Origin of the sequence: Enterococcus mediterraneensis, from assembly GCF_900604485.1 — a bacterium.
GTDB classification, from domain to species: domain Bacteria; phylum Bacillota; class Bacilli; order Lactobacillales; family Enterococcaceae; genus Enterococcus_C; species Enterococcus_C mediterraneensis.
This window is the reverse complement of record NZ_UWOP01000001.1, coordinates 1,296,360-1,317,127: the sequence shown is the minus strand read 5'-3', so window position 1 is coordinate 1,317,127 and position 20,768 is coordinate 1,296,360. Positions and strand designations below refer to the sequence as shown.

The following is a 20,768-nucleotide window of genomic DNA, read 5'->3' as shown; positions in this document are numbered from 1 at the left end:
CCTCCTATTAGATTAAGTTTGTGATATCCAATACTTCTGGTTGTTGTGCAGCATGTGGATGTTCTGCTCCGCCGTAGACGTGCAATTTCATTCCTTGTTGACGACCTAAAGTGTTTTTAGGAAGCATGCCTTTAACAGAAGTTTCGACCAAACGACGAGAATTTTTAGCACGCAATTCACCAGCAGAGACTGATTTCAAGCCTCCAGGGAAATTTGAGTGACGGTAATAAATTTTATCGCTTGCTTTGTTACCTGTTAATTTGATTTGATCTGCATTGATAACAATGACAAAATCACCAGTATCCACATGAGGTGTGAAAGTTGGTTTATTTTTGCCGCGTAGCACAGAAGCTACAACAGCTGAAAGACGACCTAACGGAACATCCGTTGCGTCTACTACATACCATTTACGTTCTACTTCGCCAGTTTTGGCCATATATGTTGTACGCACGATTTTTTCCTCCAATTCAATTTCGAATGTTTGACAATCACTTGAGTTTCCGGGGCTCTCGTGGGGCAAACAATACCATTTAACATAATACCTTCTGCAACAGACAAAGTCAACGAGTTTCTCCTATTTTTTAGTTTTTTCTTGCTTTCTTTCATAAAAACGAAAACTCGACAATTTTTTCAGAAAGTTTTTCATTTAACGAGCCATGGAAAACGCCAAAAAATACAATTTTATTGAATAAACATGTTTATTTTGTATATTTTATAGAATTTATTAATATTTTTGTATATTTATTTATAAAATAGTTGCTTTTCTATTTTCATTTTGCTAAGATAGCGACATCAACTTGAAAGAATGATAGAAAGGACGATAAAAATGAAAGAAAAAGTGATTTTAGCATACTCCGGAGGTTTGGATACTTCCGTTTCAATTAAATGGCTGACAGATGAAGGATACGATGTAGTAGCGTGTTGTTTGGATATCGGGGAAGGCAAAGATACTGCCTTCATTAAAGAAAAAGCATTGCAAGTCGGTGCGGTAGCTTCTTACGCTATCGATGCAAAAGAAGAATTTGCGCAAGAATACGCGCTGATCGCATTGCAAGGCCATACCTTCTATGAACAGTCTTATCCGCTGGTTTCCGCATTGTCACGTCCTTTGATCGCCAAAAAATTGGTGGAATTAGCACGGACAACTGGGGCTACCACCGTTGCTCACGGCTGTACTGGTAAAGGAAACGACCAAGTCCGTTTTGAAGTAGCTATCAATGCATTGGCGCCAGATTTGAAAGTCATCGCACCTGTTCGGGAATGGCATTGGTCACGGGAAGAAGAAATCGAATATGCTGCAGCAAAAGGTGTTCCGATCCCAGCTAATTTAGATAACCCTTATTCTATCGACCAAAACATTTGGGGTCGGGCCTGCGAATGTGGAATCTTGGAAAATCCTTGGGCAACTCCGCCAAAAGGTGCCTACGAATTGACTGCTGAATTGGAAGATACGCCTGATACACCGGACATTCTTGAAATCACTTTTGAAGAAGGCGTTCCAGTAGCATTGAACGGCGAAACTTATACATTGTCAGAACTGATCATGGAATTGAACCTGATCGCCGGCAAACATGGGATCGGTCGGATCGACCACGTGGAAAATCGTCTAGTAGGGATCAAATCACGGGAAGTTTACGAATGTCCTGGAGCCATCACATTGATGCAAGCTCATAAGGAATTGGAAGACTTGACATTTGTTCGGGAATTGGCGCATTTCAAACCAGTTATTGAACAACAATTGAGCCAAATCATTTATGACGGATTATGGTTCAATCCATTGACTGATTCTCTGATTGCTTTCTTGAAAGAAACACAACAATACGTCAACGGTGTGATCCGGGTGAAACTGTTCAAAGGCAATGTGATCGTTGAAGGAAGAAAATCAGAAAACAGCCTATACAGTGAAGAATTAGCGACTTACACTTCCGCTGATACATTCGATCAAGCAGCGGCGGTCGGCTTCATCAAACTATGGGGTCTGCCAAGCAAGGTCCACGCAGAAGTACAAGACGCAAAAGAAAAAGCGTGGAGCAACTAAACAGGAATATTATCAAAGAGAAAACAGAAGACGCTTATGACAGCTTCTGTTTTCTTTTCATTGAACGGTAATTAATAATGAGGTGAAAAAATGGCAAAATTATGGGGCGGTCGTTTTGACGGCAAAAACGAAGCATGGATCGACGCGTTCGGCGCATCCATCACCTTCGACCAGAAATTAGCGCAACAAGATATCCGGGGCAGTCTGGCCCATGTAAAAATGCTGGCGCATACCGGCATCATTCCCGAAGCAGACGCGCAGGAGATCATCAAAGGGTTAAAAATACTCCAAGAAAAAGTCAGCAAGAACGAATTGGCATTCACTATCGAAAACGAAGATATCCATTTGAATATCGAATCCTATCTTCATCAAGAGATCGGTGCGGTAGCCGGCAAACTCCATACTGCCCGCAGCCGAAATGACCAAGTGGCGACAGACATGCATTTGTATCTGAAAGAAACTGTCTTGGCTATTTTGGATAAGATCACACAACTGCGGGAAGTGCTGGTGGCTAAAGCTGAAGAGCATATTTATACTGTAATGCCCGGTTACACGCATATGCAGCACGCACAACCCATCTCTTTTGGACATCATTTGATGGCTTATTATGCAATGCTGTCGCGAGATCAAGAACGTATGACAGAAAGCTTGAAAAGAATCGATCTCTTGCCTTTAGGCAGTGCGGCGTTAGCCGGTACGACATTTCCTATCGATCGGGAATTCACCGCGAAAGAACTGGGTTTTAACGGCATTTACAGCAACAGTCTGGACGCGGTCAGCGATCGGGATTTCATTTTGGAATTTCTAAGTGACGCATCGATCTTGATGATGCATCTTTCCCGTTTTTGTGAGGAATTGATTTTGTGGTGCAGTCATGAATTCAAATTCGTGGAATTGACTGATACCTTCTCTACCGGCAGTTCCATCATGCCGCAAAAGAAAAATCCTGATATGGCGGAACTGATCCGGGGTAAAACCGGCCGGGTCTACGGCGATCTTTTCGGACTTTTGACCATCATGAAAGGTCTGCCGTTAGCTTATAACAAGGATTTCCAAGAAGACAAAGAAGGCATGTTCGATACCGCGGAAACCGTCTTGAAGAGTTTAGAGATTATGGCAGGCATGATCCACACGATGAAGGTCAATGAAACAGTGATGCTGGAAGCAACGGAAAAAGATTTCTCCAATGCTACTGAATTAGCCGATTACTTGGCAGCAAAAGGTATTCCTTTCCGAGAAGCTCATGAGATCGTAGGTCGTCTTGTTTTGGAATCCATCCAACAAGGACACTATCTGCAAGATATCCCATTGTCTCGCTATCAAGAGATCGTGCCGGAAATCGAAGAAGATGTCTATGAGAAGCTGTCTTCTTACAATGCAGTCAAGAACCGCCATTCATTAGGCGGTACCGGCTTTGACCAAGTAAAAGCACAGATCACTGCGGCGAAACAGGAATTAGCCGTTGAATAAAAAAACGCCGCTTCTGCTCGATAATGATCAGAAGCGGCGTTTTAATTTGTTTGATTATGCGTCGATCTCTGGTGCTTTGCCAAGATGAGCTTGAATCATCCAGATACGTTTTTCAGTAGCGGTCTTGAACTCGATAAAGATATCTTGTGTGCAATCGTCGCCTTCTTCACCGGAAACTTCGATTCCTTTTTGGTAAAGATCAGCTAAGTAACGATAGCCTTTAACTAAGATTTCTAAGCGTTCAGGGATAGTACGATCCCAACGACCGACTTCATCTTCGATTTTTGTATGTTCGGCCATTTCTTTCAATGTAGAATAAGGAGAGCCGTCTAATGTGATCAAACGTTCAGAGATCTCATCTAATTGTGCATTGACATCATCCATGAAGTCATCCATCATTGGATGCAAAGTCAGAAAACCTGGTCCTCTCATGTACCAGTGTGTTTGGTGGATCACCATTGCCATTTGACTTAAATCGGCAACTAGTTGGTTCAACGTTTCTTTGGTTTGTTCAAATTTCATCATTCATTTCCTCCTCCGATTGATTCTATAAATTACCTACATATAAAAGCATAGTATTAACCTTAAAAAATGTACAGCGATATGGGCTAATTGAGAAGTCTTTTCATCTTTACTTTTCCAACTGCTCTTGGACTTGTTTGGCGATAGTCTGCATGATCTGAGTCATTTCTCCCAATAGCGTTTCTTGATCAGCAACCCCTGCCACAAACGCCAGATACAGATTATTCATTTCTTTGCTTTGATCGTCTACGATCTGCCATTTGCCGTTTTGCGGCTGCATATCCACCGTCACATCGACCGCTTTTGCTTTGGCATTCGTTTCCGGGATCGTCTCTTTTAATAATCTCACTGTTTCTGCGACGACTTTGTTTTGATCTTTACTCAATGCCTCGTCTTCCAGAAGTTTGGCGACGAGTTTTTTCGAGGTAGCTTCCATCATACCGGTAAAATCGAGTCCTTTCACTCCATACGTTACATGGCGGATAGCACCATCTTTTGTTATTTTTTTGACCTCATAAGTGGCTTTTGCCTGGACTTGTGCTAATAAGAGATCCGTGATTTCCTTTGCATCTTTTTCAGTGATCTGATTAGCAGACAACAATCCTTCTGTGAAGCTTTTTTGGAAATTTTCCTCATTTTGTTTGAATGTCTCGCTGAGGTTCTCCCCATTTTGGAAATTCTCGGTAAATTTCTTCTCTGATTTTTGATAAACCAAATGATCCACAAAAAGCGCCGCTGCTTCCTTGTCCGGGATCGCAGAAACACATCCTGCTAGGATACCCGTAAAGATCACTGCTATCATTCCAATCAACCAGCTCTTTTTCATATTTTTCCCCTTTCGCTCCTTTTCTTCATTATCAGAAAAAAACTCTTTTTTGTCTAGCAAACGGAAACTCTCCGCGTACTTTCTTATAACAAACGTTAGGAGAGAAGATATGTTAGCATTTATTTTCGGCTGTTGTTTCGGTTCATTTTTTTGTTTGGCCGCACAGCGTATCCCGGAAAACCGTTCGTTGATTTCCCCAGGTTCTCATTGTGAACAGTGCCAAACCCCTTTGCGCTTTCGGGAGTTGATTCCATTGATCTCGATCCTTTTACAGCGGTTTCGCTGTACTCATTGTCAAGTAAGGCTTTCTGCCAGCTACTTTTGGGCGGAATTATCTTGTGGAGTGATCTTCTGGCTGTTTTTCCCGTTGTCGCCGGAGCTAGCTTCTATTACCCGCTTTTTTTGGCTGTTGTCGGCTTTTTTATTATCATTGACCGATTGCTTTTATTTGATCGTAGAACCTAAGATTTTTTATTCTTGCAGTCTCATTCTTTGGCTTCTTCAACTGTCGCAAATGCCTTTTCACTGGTTGACAGTAGTTTATTGTCTAATGCTTTGCGGTGTGATCTTATGGAAGTATCGGGAACGGTTCGGCTTTGGCGATGTTTTATTGTTGCTGTCATGGAGTCCGTGGCTGACGTTGACTGAGTTTTGTCTGCTGCTGCTATTGGCAAGTATCTTCGGTTTATTGATCTTTGCTTTTTACAATCTGCTAGTAAAAAAATCATTGAAAGAATTGCCTTTTGTACCTTGTTTGAGTATCGCATTAGCAGTCATCTTACTACTGTAAATCAAAAAAACGGCGCCGCATCGATTTGTAATCGATGCGGCGCCGTTTCTTCGGCTAAAAGCCTTATTCTTGTTCATTCAAAGCGTCTTCTGCTGCCATTTGTGCTTCGATATCAGAGATACTGTACACATTTTCGCTGGCTACAGCGACTTCTTTTGGTTCCATGTTACGGTAGCGAGCCATACCAGTACCAGCTGGGATGATCTTACCGATGATAACATTTTCTTTCAAGCCAAGCAGTGGATCTTTCTTGCCGCGGATAGCTGCGTCAGTCAAGACACGCGTCGTTTCTTGGAAGGAAGCGGCTGACAAGAAGCTGTTTGTTTCCAATGATGCTTTAGTGATACCAAGCAAGACTGGACGGCTTGTTGCAGGAACACCGCCGGCAACCAATGTGTTGTAGTTGCGGTCTTTGAAATCAGCGATATCCAATAAAGTACCTGGTAAGATATCAGTATCGCCTGGATCCATGACACGAACTTTACGCAACATTTGACGGACCATTACTTCGATATGTTTGTCGCCGATTTCTACCCCTTGCATACGGTAAACACGTTGTACTTCACGTAGCAAGTAGTTTTCAACAGACAGCACATCGCGGACTTGCAATAATTGTTTTGGATCGATCGAACCTTCAGTCAATGGTGCACCGCGGTGGATATAATCGCCTTCTGCGACTTTCATCCGGGCAGTGAATGGTACTGTATAAGTCCGAGTATCGGTTTGTCCTTTGATGGTTACTTCTTTGGTACGAGTTGCGGCATCTTCTGAGATATCGATGACTTCACCGGTAACTTCAGTGATGACTGCTTGCCCTTTAGGATTACGAGCTTCGAAGATTTCTTGGACACGAGGCAAACCTTGTGTGATATCGTCTCCGGCAACCCCACCGGTATGGAATGTACGCATGGTCAACTGTGTACCAGGTTCACCGATAGATTGCGCTGCGATGGTACCTACTGCTTCGCCGACTTCGACTTCGCTGCCAGTTGCCAAGTTGCGTCCATAACAATGTTTACATACACCATGTTTTGTATTACATGTGAAGACGGAACGGATCGAAACAGTTTCGATACCTGCGTCTACGATTTGTTTTGCAAGATCTTCTGTGATGATTTCATCGTTGCCGACGATCACTTCGCCAGTTTCAGGATGAACGACAGATTTGCGGGTATAACGTCCCACCAAGCGTTCTTCCAATGATTCGATGATTTCGTTGCCTTCACGGATTGCTCGGATATCCAAGCCGCGGTCTGAGCCGCAGTCTTCTTCACGGATGATGACATCTTGCGCCACGTCAACCAAACGACGAGTCAAGTAACCTGAGTCGGCAGTCTTCAAGGCGGTATCGGTCATCCCTTTACGGGCACCGTGAGTAGAGATAAACATTTCCAAGACAGAAAGTCCTTCACGGAAGTTGGAGATGATCGGCAATTCCATGATCCGGCCGTTTGGCGCAGCCATCAATCCACGCATCCCAGCAAGCTGAGTAAAGTTGGAGATGTTACCACGGGCTCCGGAATCGGACATCATGAAGATTGGGTTTTTCGCATCCAATGATTCCATCAATTTTTGTTGGATTTCATCTTTGGCAGCGTTCCAAACGCCGATTACACGTTCATAACGTTCGTCGTCAGTGATCAAACCGCGACGGAATTGTTTTGTGATCGTTTCGACTTGTTTGTGGGCATTTTCGATAATGTCGTGTTTTTCGCTAAGGACCATGATATCCGCGATCCCTACGGTAATACCGGCATGTGTCGAATGTTTGTACCCTAAATCTTTCATGCGGTCAAGCATCATAGAGGTTTCAGTAACTTTGAAACGTTTGAAGACTTCCGCAATGATGTTTCCTAGATTTTTCTTCTTGAATGGTCCCACCAATTCTTGTTCCTTGATGAAGGCTGGAATATCTGTTCCTGCTTCCACGAAGTATTTGTCTGGTGTTTGGACAGTCAAGTTGAAATCAGTTGGTTCGTTTAAGTATGGGAATTCTGGCGGCATGATCGAGTTGAAGATCACTTTACCTACCGTCGTTACCATCAAACGAGATTTTTGTTCTTCAGTAAATGGTTTTTCACCTAGTGCTCGTGGATCTACAGCGATACGTGAGTGTAAATGCACGTAGCCGTTGCGCCATGCAGTCACAGCTTCATCCATATCCCGGAACAGCATACCTTCGCCTTCACGGCCTTCTTCTTCCATCGTCAAGTAGTAGTTACCTAAAACCATATCTTGAGAAGGAGTAACAACTGGTTTACCGTCTTTAGGGTTCAAGATGTTTTGAGCAGCCAGCATCAGCATCCGTGCTTCAGCTTGAGCTTCTTCATTCAATGGTACGTGGACCGCCATTTGGTCTCCATCGAAATCGGCATTGTAGGCTTCACAAACCAATGGGTGCAAACGGATCGCACGACCTTCAACCAAGACAGGTTCGAAGGCTTGGATACCTAATCTGTGCAATGTAGGTGCCCGGTTCAAAAGTACTGGGTGTTCTTTGATAACATCTTCCAAAACATCCCAAACTTCGTCTTCTTGACGTTCGATCTTACGTTTGGCGTTTTTGATGTTTGATGCCAATTCACGAGAAACCAATTCCCGCATAACGAATGGTTTGAACAATTCGATCGCCATTTCTTTTGGCAGACCGCATTGGTACATTTTTAGGAAAGGTCCAACAACGATAACGGAACGTCCGGAGTAGTCGACACGTTTTCCTAGCAAGTTTTGACGGAAACGACCTTGTTTACCTTTCAGCATGTGAGAAAGAGATTTCAATGGACGGTTACCTGGACCAGTAACTGGACGTCCACGACGACCGTTGTCGATCAATGCGTCAACCGCTTCTTGCAGCATCCGTTTTTCATTTTGAACGATGATGTTCGGTGCGTTCAAGTCTAATAAACGTTTCAAACGGTTGTTACGGTTGATGACACGACGATACAAATCGTTCAAGTCACTAGTTGCAAACCGTCCGCCTTCTAATTGCACCATTGGACGCAAATCAGGAGGGATAACTGGCACAACATCCATGACCATCCAGCTTGGTTTGTTGCCGGAAGCCCGGAAAGCTTCCAAGATGTCCAAACGACGGATCGCTCTTGTCCGTTTTTGACCAGAAGCAGTTTTCAATTCTTCTTTTAATTCTGCTGCTTCGCTGTCTAAATCGACTGCGTCCAGCAATTGTTTGATGGCTTCCGCACCCATAGCAGCGGTAAAGCCTTGACCGTATTGTTCGCGTTTTTCGCGGTATTCACGTTCAGTCAATAATTGTTTTTTCTCTAAGTTGGTGTCGCCTGGTTCGATCACTACGTAGGAAGCGAAGTAGATGATTTCTTCCAACGCACGTGGGCTCATGTCTAAGACTAGACCCATACGTGAAGGAATACCTTTGAAGTACCAGATGTGTGATACTGGCGCTGCTAGTTCGATATGTCCCATCCGTTCGCGGCGGACTTTAGAACGAGTCACTTCTACACCACAACGGTCACAGACGATCCCTTTGTAACGGATACGTTTGTATTTCCCACACGCACATTCCCAGTCTTTCGTTGGGCCGAAAATACGCTCGTCAAATAGACCTTCGCGTTCAGGTTTTAACGTACGATAGTTGATAGTCTCAGGTTTTTTAACTTCACCATAAGACCAGCTTCTGATTTTTTCGGGAGAAGCCAAGCCTATTTGCATACTTTCGAATTTATTTACATCGATCAAAAGGGGTTCCCTCCATTTCATTTCATGGCAAGCAAGTTCGTACTGATTCGGTCAGCGCCAGCTTTCTGATAATCCAGAAAGCTCTGACGCGACCTTCAGCACTTATAATACTGGGGCTGTTTAGCAGCCGTCAGTTTTTAATCGTTGTCTTCTGCAGTTTCGATCTCTTGATCCAGCATCGCTTGATCTGCTTGTGCTTTTTCTGCAGCTTGTTGTTCTAATTCTTTTGCTGATTGTTGTTCAGCGAATTTGGTCAACGCGTCAACGGTGATCAGATCATCATCGTCATCGTCCATGTCCCGCAATTCGATTTCGGCTTCGTCGATGTCCAAGACACGCATATCCAAGCCGAGAGATTGCAATTCTTTTACCAAGACGCGGAATGATTCCGGTACGCCTGGTTTTGGAATTGGTTCCCCTTTGACGATCGCTTCGTAGGTTTTCACCCGTCCGACTACGTCATCTGATTTGTAGGTCAAGATTTCTTGCAAGGTATAAGCGGCACCGTAAGCTTCCAGTGCCCAAACTTCCATTTCCCCGAAACGTTGTCCACCAAATTGTGCTTTACCACCCAATGGTTGTTGCGTAACAAGAGAGTATGGTCCGATCGAACGGGCATGCAATTTGTCATCAACCATGTGGGCCAATTTGATCATGTACATTACGCCGACAGAGATCCGGCCGTCAAATGGTTCACCGGTGCGTCCATCGTATAAAACAGTTTTCGCATCGCTGGCCATACCAGCTTCTTTAACTGTTGCCCAAACATCTTCATCAGTCGCTCCATCGAAGACTGGTGTTGCAACGTGGATGCCTAATTGACGAGCAGCCATCCCTAAGTGCAATTCCAATACTTGTCCGATGTTCATCCGTGATGGCACCCCTAAAGGATTCAACATGATGTCGACTGGTGTACCGTCTGGCAAGAACGGCATATCTTCTTCCGGCATGATCCGGGAAACAACCCCTTTGTTACCGTGACGACCCGCCATCTTATCGCCTTCGTGGATCTTACGTTTTTGCACGATGTAGACCCGTACCAGCATGTTCACGCCTGGAGACAATTCGTCGCCGGCTTCGCGGGTAAAGATCTTCACATCATGGACGATCCCGCCGCCGCCGTGAGGTACGCGTAAAGAAGTATCGCGGACTTCGCGGGCTTTTTCACCAAAGATCGCATGTAATAAGCGTTCTTCAGCGGATAATTCAGTCACGCCTTTTGGTGTAACTTTTCCGACCAATAGATCACCATCGTGAACTTCCGCACCGATGCGGATGATCCCCATTTCGTCTAGGTCTTTCAATGCGTCTTCCCCGACGTTCGGGATTTCCCGTGTGATTTCTTCAGGTCCTAATTTAGTATCACGTGCTTCTGATTCATATTCTTCGATATGGACCGAAGTATAGACATCGTCTTTTACTAGACGACGGCTCATGATGATAGCATCTTCATAGTTGTAACCTTCCCATGTCATGAAGGCTACCAAGACGTTTTGTCCAAGCGCCATTTCACCGTTTTCCATTGATGGTCCGTCGGCTAATGTATCGCCTTTTTCTACTTTTTCACCTAAAGTCACTAATGGACGTTGGTTGTAGCTGGTACCAGAGTTGGAACGGCGGAATTTTGTTACAGAGTAGACATCCAATGCGCCATTGTCGCGACGTACGCGGACTTCGGAAGCATCAACGTATTCTACGACACCGTCATGCTTACATAGCAAAGCGGCACCTGAGTCATGGGCGGATTTGTATTCCATACCAGTTCCTACCCAAGGAGATTTAGGGTTGATCAACGGCACAGCTTGACGCTGCATGTTGGCACCCATCAAGGCACGGTTGGAGTCATCGTTTTCTAAGAACGGGATACAAGCAGTCGCGACCGCAACAACTTGTTTTGGCGAAACGTCCATGTAATCGACTTTATCGATAGAAACTTCCAAGTTTTCAGAAGTTGCCCGAGCCATTACCACATTTTCGGCAAAAGTTCCGTCTTCATTCAATTTACTGTTTGCTTGCGCTACTACATAGTGGTCTTCGATGTCAGCAGTCAAGTAATCGATTTGGTCAGTAACGCGTCCTGTTTCACGATCAACACGGCGATATGGTGTTTCGATAAAGCCGTATTTGTTGACTTTCGCATAAGAAGCCAAACTGTTGATCAGACCGATATTCGGTCCTTCAGGCGTTTCGATCGGACACATACGGCCATAGTGGGAATAGTGAACGTCCCGCACTTCATATCCGGCACGGTCACGAGTCAAACCGCCAGGTCCTAAGGCTGAAAGACGACGTTTGTGAGTCAATTCTCCCAGAGGATTGGTTTGGTCCATGAACTGTGACAACTGTGAAGAACCAAAGAATTCTTTGATACTTGCTACAACTGGACGGATATTGATCAATTGTTGAGGTGTCAATGTTTCTGTATCTTGGATCGACATCCGTTCACGAACGACACGTTCCATCCGTGCTAGTCCGATTCGGAATTGGTTTTGTAATAATTCACCAACGGAACGGATCCGACGATTTCCCAAGTGGTCGATGTCATCCACGTTGCCGATGCCTTCCATCAAGTTAAAGAAATAACTCATAGAAGCGATGATATCAGCTGGACGGATCGTTTTGGTCATCGTATCTGGATAACCGTTGCCGATCACGTTGATTTCCCGTTCAGGATCTCTTGGTGAGAAGACCTTGATCACTTGAACTGTCATTGGATCAGTTACCACACCATCTTCTGATGGATAGTAAGTTACTGAATTCAATCCGTTCACTAAATGTTCGCCTAATGTATCCATCACTTGGTGAGTCAACACGGTTCCTTTTTCAACGATGATTTCGCCGGTTTCAGGATCGACCAATGTTTCAGCCAATGTCAGGTTCAATAAACGAGTACGCAGATCTAATTTTTTATTTACTTTGTAACGACCAACATTTGCAAGGTCATAACGTTTTGGATCAAAGAAACGCGCGTTCAGCAAGTTTCTTGAGCTGTCAGCGGTTTTTGGTTCGCCTGGACGCAAACGTTCGTAAACGTCTTTCAAACCTTCTTCTGTCCGAGAATCGCTGGCATTTTTATGCAAGTCTTTTTCGATGGTGTTGCGTAATGATTCACTTTCGCCGAAAATTTCAAAAATCGTGTCATCTGAACCAAAACCTAATGCACGAACCAAGACAGTTAAAGGAATTTTACGTGTCCGGTCGATACGTACATAAGAGATGTCTTTAGCGTCAGTTTCCATTTCCAACCATGCGCCGCGGTTCGGGATCACGGTAGATCCGAAACCTTCTTTGCCGTTTTTGTCTACTTTGCCGTGGAAATATACACCTGGTGAACGAACCAATTGAGAAACAATAACCCGTTCTGCCCCGTTGATGATAAATGTTCCTTGTTCGGTCATCAGCGGGAAGTCGCCAAAGAAGACTTCTTGTGCTTTGATTTCGCCGGTTTCACGGTTCGTCAAACGCAATGTCACGTGTAATGGCGCTGAGTAGTTGGCGTCATGTGCCCGTGCTTCTTCTACTGTGTACTTTGGTTCTTTCAATTCATAGTCAACAAATTCCAACGATAGGTTGCCGTTGAAGTCATCAATTGGCAAGATGTCTTCAAACATTTCTCTTAATCCTTCATCTAAAAACCATTGGTAAGAGTCTGTTTGAATTTCGATCAAATTCGGTAATTCCAATACTTCACTGATTCGTGCGAAACTTCTGCGTTCGCGGTGCTTTCCGTATTTTACTACGTGTCCAGCCAAGCTCTTCACCCCTCTAAAATTCGTTCAAAAAGGCTATCCGACTTTTCGTTACAAAAATATTACAAATATTAAATTTAAGTAACAAAAAGTATTTTTTGCGGCTTTTGGACATAAAAAAAACCAAAAATAGAACGTTTCATTTTTTGATACCTTCTACTTTTGCTTTGCCTATGTAAGCCGAAACGGACAATATTTCGTTTCTACTTTCTTGTTTGTCAGATAGTTTTTGCAACTAATGATTATATCTGCTTTTCATTAGAATGTCAAGCTTTCATTGAAAATCATTTTCTCTGCTTCTTTGTTCTTTCATCTAAGGATGGATTTTCGGGGATATTCGACGGCTGTTGCAGAATTCTCGTGCGCTCCTTTGGTGTTTTTGTTACACTGAAAGCAAGAAAAAAGCGCTAGACAGCGCTCAAAGAAAGGCGATCAACATGAGGATGACCACCAAACAAAAAGTATTGCAATTGTTGAAGCAAACCGAAACAGTCCTCTCTGGAGAAAAACTGGCGCAGCAGCTGGAAGTATCTCGCACAGCAGTCTGGAAAGCCATTCGCGAATTGGAAAAAGAAGGCTACCGTTTCGAACATGCCGCTAGCGGCTATCGTTACTTGCCATCAGATATTTTGGATCCGCTGGAGATCAAAGGCGGCACACTCTCGTTTTTAGAGGTGGAGATCTTGGAAAATTCTCAATCCACGATGCAAGACGCTAAAGCAGCCGCCGCACAAGGTAAGACTGCCCCTTTACTGATCGTAGCAGATGCTCAATCCGGCGCTCACGGTCGCTTCGGTCGTCCCTTTTTCGCACCAAAAGGCGGCGGCATCTACATGAGCCTGTTGCTGCAGCCGAACCAAAGTTTTGCCGAGCTGCCTCAATACACGCTCTTGGCGGCAGTGGCAGTCAGCCAAGCCATCGATGCCCTATCTGGCAAGACATCAACGATCAAATGGGTCAATGATATTTATTTAGATGGAAAAAAAGTTTGCGGTATCCTTTCCGAAGCTACCAGTGATTTTGAAAGCGGCACGATCTCTCAAGTGATCATCGGCATGGGAATCAATTTTTCGATCCCTGACGCTGACTTTCCGCTGGAACTTCAAGAAAAAGCCGGTTCGATCTTCCCTGCGTCTGCTCCTGTTTTGCGCAACCAGCTGATCCATACCATCTGGGAAAACTTTTTCCGTTTATTGTCTCAACCAGCTTCCGATTACCTATCGACTTATCGGGAAAAATCTTTTGTTTTAGGAAAAACCGTGCATTTTACGCAACAGGGAAAAACTTACAGTGGTCGGGCATCTGCTATCACTGACCGCGGCGAATTAGTAGTAGAGACAGCTGAAAAGACCTTTACGTTGTCTTCTGGCGAGATCAGTCTGCAAGCTATCGAATAAGACCAAAGCAAAAAAACATCCGAATGTCAGCTGTCGAAAGTTCCCATGATTGCAGGAACTGTCGCTAACATTCAGATGTTTTTTCTTTTGAAAGATTAGCCTACCCAAAGCTGCCAGAAAATCGACAGCAACAGACCAGCCGCATAAGCGCTGTTAAAGAGCACCATGTTTTTCAAGGAATAAACGAAGCTGTGGGGATGAGGCAATTCCTTGCGATGTGCCCGCAAATGACTTTGGACCTTCGGAAATGTCAATAAAGCCAACAAGACTGGCCAATCGAAGACTCGTGCCAAAACGCCGATCAATAAAACCGCATAACAGCCATACATCAAGACGGAAAACAAACGAATGCCCGTTTCTCGTCCAATATAATAAACCAGTGTGTACCGATGATTTTGGATATCGGTCTCCAGATCCCGCAGATTATTGGCTAACATGATATTGGCGATGGTGAAGATCAACGGCAATGAAGCCCAGACCATCGCAAAGATCTGCCAGATATTGCCGGTCAATGCGAAAGATCCTTTGCCCAACTGCAAAGATAAGTAAAAGATCGTTGGATCCATCGTATTCACATAGACTACCATTGCAAAGATCCCCAGACCCATGGTAACACCGCTGAAGACTTCTCCTAACGGCATCCGCGACAATGGGACCGGCCCATAGGTATAAAAAACACCGATAAAGCAGCAGACAAATCCCATTACAAACAACAGCCAGCCGGTGCGGATCGTCAACAGAATCCCCATCACCAAGACAAAGGCCAGCATCCCAAGAATCATATTGCGGATCATGCTGGGTTTCAGCCCTTCTCTGCCGATGACATTTTGCTGGAATTTATATTCTTGCGACTTGGCTTTTTCAAAATCCATATAATTGTTGATAGCGGTCGTCGTCAAATCAAAGATCAGCATCCCGATAAAAAACAATACTGTATTCAGCACGTTAATTTGATGAAAGAAATTGATCGAAAACAACACTCCGATCAAAAACGGAAAAAGACTGGCGATTTTCGTCTTGATCTCTACGACTTCTAAAAATACTTTCAGCGACATGCCGCGCCTCCTACTTCAATTCATCCCGGTTACCCATCGTATAACCAGAATTTTTATCTAATTCGAAATTATTTTGGATCCCTTTTGTAACATAGACCTTGTCTTCTTTAGTGATAAAGATCGCGTTGGTACCATCGTCCATGTCTTCAATGTATTCCAGCCCTTCTTTGACTCCCATTGCAAACACTGAAGTAGACAAACCGTCGCCATCGATGGATTTATTCGTAATGATCGAAACACCAGCTATATCATTGTCGTAAGGATAGCCGGTTTTGGAATTGAAAATATGATGATATGTCTTTCCATCGACTTCTAAATAGCGTTCATAAATACCAGAAGTTACCACCGTTTTATTGGTTTCTTTGATGCTGCCGACGATCGAACCTCGTGATTTGTTCGGATCTTGGATACCGATGTTCCAAGGTGTTTTTTCTCCCCGCGGACTGTGACCTAAGACATATACATTACCCCCAAGATCGACGATCGCAGAAGTCACGCCTTCTTTTTTCAAGACTTTAACGACTTCATCTGTGATATATCCTTTAGCGATCGCTCCCAGATCGACGATCATGCCTTTTTCTTTTAGAAAGACTGTCTGATCCTTATCATTGAATTCGATCTTGCGATAATCGATGTGTTTCAATGCCTCATCGATCTCTGCTTGAGACGGTTTGCGGGCATCGTCAAATCCGATCCGCCATAATTGCGTGATGGCACCGATCGCCATATTGAAGGCTTCATCTGTTTCTTCCGTATATTCATAAGCTTCTTTCAGCAAATAGTAAATGTCTTTTGAGACTTTCACCGGCTTGATCCCCGCCTGTGCGTTCAGTTCGTCGATCTCGGATCCTTTTTGATTGATAGTGATCTTGTCGCCGAGTTCTTTGATTCGCGCAAATGCCGGTTTCAGTGCTTCTTCTTTTCCTTCATCATAAACCCGGATACGTGTATAGGTACCTAAAAGAAATTTTTCCTGATAATAAGGTTCCTCCAGCAGCTTGGGCGCTTCTTTCTGTCCACAGGCGCCTAAAACCATCAGTGCCATCATCAATAAGATGCCGACTAAACCAATCTGTTTCTTCATATCGTTCCCCTTTTCATTTCTGTGCTTTTGACCTCCTTATGATAGCTTCTTTTGGTACTGTTGAAAAGCCTTCTCTCTCATTCTTCTGCCTTTTATGTGAAAAAACACGCATAGCTAAAGAGAATCCTCTTGAAAATGAGAAAATTATACGGTAGTTTTTTGTTTTTTTATAAAAAAAAGCCTGAAACATAAGTCTATCACGCTAATCTTTCCGAACCACCTGGAACGCTTCTGCTAGATAACAGCTTCACACTGCATCTTCGTGTGCACTTGCGTATTTTGTGATTCGGATAGTTTGATTAGCGTTGAACTTATGCCCCAGCCTCTTTTAAGCCAGTCGCTTTTATTCAGTTACGAAGTTATCAACTTCGATAACAGCTGTGTCGCCTTTTTCAGCGGCATTCAGCAATTGTTGTGCGTAGATAACGAAAGTATGGAAGCTGTGAGTTGCGCCGGAAACAACATCCATGTTCGCAGGACTGCCTTCTTCTTCACCCATTGCTGCAACTAATTCTTCGTTGAATTTAGGAATGAATTCTTCTGGTGCGATCCCTGCTTTGTCTTTCATGTTTTTATTGTAGTCAGCATCGTCTTTTTTCGATTCGCCGTCTGCATTCACGTTGTCATAGTTTGATTCTGTCACTTTTCCGTCTTTGACAGTGATTGAAAATTCAACATGATAACCGTTTTTATCATTCTTTTCTTTCAATGTGTAAGTGCCGTCTTTAAGTTCTGCACCATTATCGATCTCGATCACATCTGTGTTGCCTGCTTGCGCTGCTTGGATCAATTGTTGTGCGTAGTTTTGGAAAGAATCAAATGAATGAGTTGCGCCAGAAACGACTTCGATAGCAGAAGGATCTTGTTTTGCAACTAATTCTTCGTTGAATTTAGGGATGAACTCTTCTGGTGCGATCCCTGCTTTGTCTTTCATATTTTTATTGTAGTCAGCGTCATCTACTTTCGATTTGCCGTCTGCATTCACGTTGTCATAGTTTGATTCTGTGATCTTGCCGTCTTTGACAGTGATCGAGAATTCTGTATGGTAGCCGTTTTTGTCATTTTTTTCTTTCAATGTGTAAGTACCGTCTTGCATTGGTGCTCCTGCAATGACTTTGGCCGCTGATTCTTCAGTAGCAGCTGATTCTTCAGTAGCAGCTGATTCTTCAGTGTCGGCTGTTTGTGAAGTATTTGTAGTAGTCGCTGCTGTATCGTCTGATGCGTTGTCAGCACCGCACGCTCCCAATAATAATGCTGAGAAAGCCAACGTTGTAACCCCTACCATAAATTTTCTTGATTTCATCTCTATTCCTCTTTTCCTCTAGATAAGTTCGCTCACAAACTTAACATTGTGATACAATTAACATTTTAAATCATATTAAAAATAAGTCAACCGTTTTCTTACAAAAGGTGTCAGCATGGGTGTTTTGCAAGATATGATTGAAAATCCCGCATTTTTTTGCAAAATGAATTAGACAAATGAGTAAGATGTCTATATAATGTAATAGATTGTGTACTAATTATCATAATTCAATATTTCTAAGGAGCGGATTACCAATGGCAAAGAAAAATATTGTCGTTGTCGGTGCTGGTTATGCAGGAGTTTCAGCTACCAAATACATGGCGAAAAAGCTGAAAAAAGACAATGATGTCGAGATAACTTTGATCGATCGTCATTCTTACCACACAATGATGACCGAATTGCATGAAGTAGCTGGCGGACGTGTGGAACCAACAGCAATTCAATATGATCTTCAACATTTATTCTCACGTAAGAAAAACGTGAAACTAGTCACTGATACAGTTACTGGAATCGATAAAGATAAAAAGATCGTCCAAACAAAAAATGGCGCATATCCTTTCGACTATGTCGTGATCGGCATGGGGGGCGAACCTAACGACTTCGGCACACCTGGTGTTAAAGAACACGGCTTCACATTATGGTCTTTCGAAGATTCTGTAAGAATTCGTGAACATATCGAAACAACAGTTGCCAAAGCAGCGTTAGAACCTGACGCAGCAAAACGCAAAGCAATGCTGACATTTGTGGTCTGTGGTTCCGGCTTTACCGGGATCGAAATGATCGGCGAGCTGATCGACTGGAAAGATCGCTTAGCACAAGATTATAAATTAGACCCAAGCGAATTTACATTGAAAGTCGTTGAAGCAATGCCAACGATCTTGAACATGTTAAACCGCAACGATGCAGCAAAAGCTGAACGTTTCATGAAGAAAAAGAACGTTGAGTTGGTATTGAACTCACCGATCGTCGAAGTTGATCACGATCATATCAAATTAAAAGACGGCTCAACGATCCCAACGTATACATTGATCTGGACAGCCGGCGTCAAAGGTACATCTGACGCAGCAGATTTCGGGTTGGAAGCAGCTCGAGGCAATCGTTTAGTTGCTAACGAATTTATGCAAGCAAAAGGCTATGAAGACAAAAATATCTATATCATCGGCGACTTGGTATATTACGAAGAACATCCAAATACACCAACACCGCAAATCGTCCAAGCTGCTGAACAGACTGGACATTGCGCAGCTGCCAATATCGTTTCTCAAGTCAAAGGCGATAACCAAAAACATACATTCAAGAGCAACTATCAAGGTTTCATGGTTTCTGTCGGTTCAAAATGGGGCGTGGCGGAATTATTCGGCAAAATCCATTTAAGCGGATTTTTAGCGATCGTCATGAAACATATCGTCAACTTGAAATACTTCTTTGATATCCGTTCAGGTTATTACATGTTCCAATACATGATGCATGAATTCTTCCATATCAAAGACGACCGCAACGTTACTCGCGGACATTCTTCACGTTACGGCAATGTTTTGTGGAGTGTGCCATTACGTATCTTCTACGGTTTAGTCTGGTTCGTGGAAGCCTTCAAAAAAATCGTCGGCAACGGCGAAGTGTTGAAACCAAGTACTTGGTTTGGTGAAGGTTCATGGTTTACTGGAAACAGCGTCTTCCCTTGGACTTGGGAATATGCGAAAGAAGCAGCTGCAACAGCTTCAAGCGGTGCGGACGCAGTCGGTGGTGCTTCTGCTACAGGTGCCAGCACAGTCGCTTCAAGTGTCGCTGATGCAGTCGGCGGGGCTTCCGCAACAGTTGCCAGCTCTGCTGATGCCGCAGCCGGTGCTAGCGGTGCCGCAGCGTCAGGCGGCGGCGAAGCAGCCGCTCATGCTGCTCACTTCGGTTTAAGTTATGCATACGGTGAAGATCCAATGGTCGTGATCGAAAAATCACCTGATTGGTTCACCAGAATCATGCAAACGATCATGCCGAACAATGATGTCGCAATGTTCTTCCAAAAATTCATGGTCTTCTTCGAGATCGCATTAGCGTTAGCGTTGATGGCTGGATTGTTCACTTGGTTGTCTAGTGCGACAACGATCGTTTTAGTAGCTACTTTCTGTATGTCTGGTATGTTCTACTGGGTCAACATCTGGTTCATTCCTGTCGCATTCGCGTTGATGAATGGTTCCGGACGCGCGATCGGTTTAGATCGTTGGGTGATCCCATGGTTGCAACGTACATTAGGCAAATGGTGGTACGGCACGCCGAAATCGCTGTACGGCCAAAAATAAATCTGACTACTTTTACTTGTCCTAGGTTGCAGAACCTAGGACTTTCTTTTGACCTATGCTAAAATAAGGAGGTCATTAAGTAGAAAGGAGCGCCCTTGTGAAAATCAAAGCGTTCATAAAAGCTAGCCGTTTGAAGCCTTGGGACGTGATCATCATCTTATTGTTGATCGCAGCTTCTTTTATTCCCGTGCTGATTTTCAGCAATCAAAACAGCAGTCAGACCGTTGCGGCCAAAGAAGCTGTTTTAAGGATCGATGGCGTCGAAAAGAAAACTTTTTCTTTAGACGAGGGAGAAAAATACACGTATCGTTATGAAAACGAAGACGGTGATTATAATGTGATCGAAGTCGATAACGGTCGAATTCGGATCACCGAAGCCGATTGCGGCGATCAAATTTGTGTACGACGAGGCTGGGCCTCGGAAAATGGCGAAACGATCGTCTGCCTGCCTCATAAATTAGTCATTGAGATCAAAGCTGCGGATGGAGGTGGAGCTGACGATCTGATCTATTGATCTTTCGTCATT

14 protein-coding genes are annotated in these 20,768 nt (G+C 43.8%); 6 read left to right on the top strand and 8 right to left on the bottom strand.

The annotated features are described in order from the left end of the window. Positions 1-7: 7 nt before the first annotated feature. On the bottom strand, positions 8-454 hold the full coding sequence (gene rplM / locus EFB00_RS06410; protein WP_338133845.1) for a 50S ribosomal protein L13: 447 nt from the start codon (positions 452-454) through the stop codon (positions 8-10). 372 nt (positions 455-826) lie between these two features. On the opposite strand from rplM, the gene EFB00_RS06405 reads away from it, so the two are divergent. Further along, positions 827-2,038 carry an argininosuccinate synthase gene (locus EFB00_RS06405; protein ID WP_122646035.1) on the top strand — a complete coding sequence of 404 codons (1,212 nt, stop codon included), beginning with the start codon at positions 827-829 and terminating at the stop codon, positions 2,036-2,038. Positions 2,039-2,128: 90 nt separating this feature from the next. Then, on the top strand, positions 2,129-3,508 hold the full coding sequence (argH, locus tag EFB00_RS06400; RefSeq protein WP_122646034.1) for an argininosuccinate lyase: 1,380 nt from the start codon (positions 2,129-2,131) through the stop codon (positions 3,506-3,508). A 54-nt stretch (positions 3,509-3,562) separates the two neighbouring features. Here the strand turns inward: argH and EFB00_RS06395 are convergent, their stop codons facing one another. Then, positions 3,563-4,030, bottom strand: coding sequence for a Dps family protein (locus EFB00_RS06395; protein ID WP_122647054.1), 468 nt, complete (start codon positions 4,028-4,030; stop codon positions 3,563-3,565). A 109-nt stretch (positions 4,031-4,139) separates the two neighbouring features. Beyond that, entirely contained in the window at positions 4,140-4,856 is a 717-nt protein-coding gene (locus EFB00_RS06390) for a DUF5105 domain-containing protein (protein ID WP_164709437.1), read from the bottom strand. A gap of 109 nt (positions 4,857-4,965) precedes the next feature. On the opposite strand from EFB00_RS06390, the gene EFB00_RS06385 reads away from it, so the two are divergent. Further along, positions 4,966-5,646: a prepilin peptidase gene (locus EFB00_RS06385; protein WP_122646032.1), complete on the top strand. Its 681-nt coding sequence runs from the start codon at positions 4,966-4,968 to the stop codon at positions 5,644-5,646. Positions 5,647-5,709: 63 nt separating this feature from the next. Here the strand turns inward: EFB00_RS06385 and rpoC are convergent, their stop codons facing one another. Both rpoC and rpoB read right to left on the bottom strand, forming a co-directional pair. Beyond that, a complete protein-coding gene (rpoC, locus tag EFB00_RS06380) occupies positions 5,710-9,360 on the bottom strand; it encodes a DNA-directed RNA polymerase subunit beta' (RefSeq protein WP_122646031.1) in 3,651 nt (1,216 codons plus the stop codon). A gap of 137 nt (positions 9,361-9,497) precedes the next feature. Continuing rightward, on the bottom strand, positions 9,498-13,112 hold the full coding sequence (gene rpoB, locus EFB00_RS06375) for a DNA-directed RNA polymerase subunit beta (protein WP_164709436.1): 3,615 nt from the start codon (positions 13,110-13,112) through the stop codon (positions 9,498-9,500). Positions 13,113-13,552: 440 nt separating this feature from the next. Between rpoB and EFB00_RS06365 the strand changes: the two genes are divergently transcribed. Beyond that, the gene (locus EFB00_RS06365) at positions 13,553-14,506 is read left to right on the top strand and encodes a biotin--[acetyl-CoA-carboxylase] ligase (protein WP_122646029.1); all 954 of its coding nucleotides are present in this window, start codon (positions 13,553-13,555) and stop codon (positions 14,504-14,506) included. Between the two features lie 95 nt (positions 14,507-14,601). On the opposite strand, the gene menA is transcribed toward EFB00_RS06365, so the two are convergent. The 3 genes from menA to pplA form a co-directional block, all read right to left on the bottom strand. After that, positions 14,602-15,561 carry a 1,4-dihydroxy-2-naphthoate polyprenyltransferase gene (gene menA / locus EFB00_RS06360; protein WP_122646028.1) on the bottom strand — a complete coding sequence of 320 codons (960 nt, stop codon included), beginning with the start codon at positions 15,559-15,561 and terminating at the stop codon, positions 14,602-14,604. A gap of 10 nt (positions 15,562-15,571) precedes the next feature. After that, positions 15,572-16,645, bottom strand: coding sequence for an FAD:protein FMN transferase (locus EFB00_RS06355; protein WP_122646027.1), 1,074 nt, complete (start codon positions 16,643-16,645; stop codon positions 15,572-15,574). Between the two features lie 343 nt (positions 16,646-16,988). Then, positions 16,989-17,948 (bottom strand): extracellular electron transfer flavoprotein PplA, encoded by a 960-nt coding sequence (pplA, locus tag EFB00_RS06350; protein ID WP_122646026.1) that lies wholly within the window; start codon positions 17,946-17,948, stop codon positions 16,989-16,991. A 254-nt stretch (positions 17,949-18,202) separates the two neighbouring features. Here pplA and EFB00_RS06345 point away from each other — a divergent pair, with 254 nt between their 5' ends. Further along, positions 18,203-20,242 carry an NAD(P)/FAD-dependent oxidoreductase gene (locus tag EFB00_RS06345; RefSeq protein ID WP_122646025.1) on the top strand — a complete coding sequence of 680 codons (2,040 nt, stop codon included), beginning with the start codon at positions 18,203-18,205 and terminating at the stop codon, positions 20,240-20,242. Positions 20,243-20,339: 97 nt separating this feature from the next. Then, positions 20,340-20,756, top strand: coding sequence for a NusG domain II-containing protein (locus tag EFB00_RS06340; protein WP_122646024.1), 417 nt, complete (start codon positions 20,340-20,342; stop codon positions 20,754-20,756). Positions 20,757-20,768: the final 12 nt, after the last annotated feature.

Excerpts from the sequence above, each read along its gene's own strand:
- EFB00_RS06405 (WP_122646035.1), top strand. The coding sequence starts at position 827 with ATGAAAGAAAAAGTGATTTTAGCATACTCCGGAGGTTTGGATACTTCC.
- argH (WP_122646034.1), top strand. The coding sequence starts at position 2,129 with ATGGCAAAATTATGGGGCGGTCGTTTTGACGGCAAAAACGAAGCATGG.
- EFB00_RS06395 (WP_122647054.1), bottom strand. The coding sequence starts at position 4,030 with ATGAAATTTGAACAAACCAAAGAAACGTTGAACCAACTAGTTGCCGAT.
- EFB00_RS06390 (WP_164709437.1), bottom strand. The coding sequence starts at position 4,856 with ATGAAAAAGAGCTGGTTGATTGGAATGATAGCAGTGATCTTTACGGGT.
- EFB00_RS06385 (WP_122646032.1), top strand. The coding sequence starts at position 4,966 with ATGTTAGCATTTATTTTCGGCTGTTGTTTCGGTTCATTTTTTTGTTTG.
- EFB00_RS06365 (WP_122646029.1), top strand. The coding sequence starts at position 13,553 with ATGACCACCAAACAAAAAGTATTGCAATTGTTGAAGCAAACCGAAACA.
- menA (WP_122646028.1), bottom strand. The coding sequence starts at position 15,561 with ATGTCGCTGAAAGTATTTTTAGAAGTCGTAGAGATCAAGACGAAAATC.
- EFB00_RS06355 (WP_122646027.1), bottom strand. The coding sequence starts at position 16,645 with ATGAAGAAACAGATTGGTTTAGTCGGCATCTTATTGATGATGGCACTG.
- pplA (WP_122646026.1), bottom strand. The coding sequence starts at position 17,948 with ATGAAATCAAGAAAATTTATGGTAGGGGTTACAACGTTGGCTTTCTCA.
- EFB00_RS06345 (WP_122646025.1), top strand. The coding sequence starts at position 18,203 with ATGGCAAAGAAAAATATTGTCGTTGTCGGTGCTGGTTATGCAGGAGTT.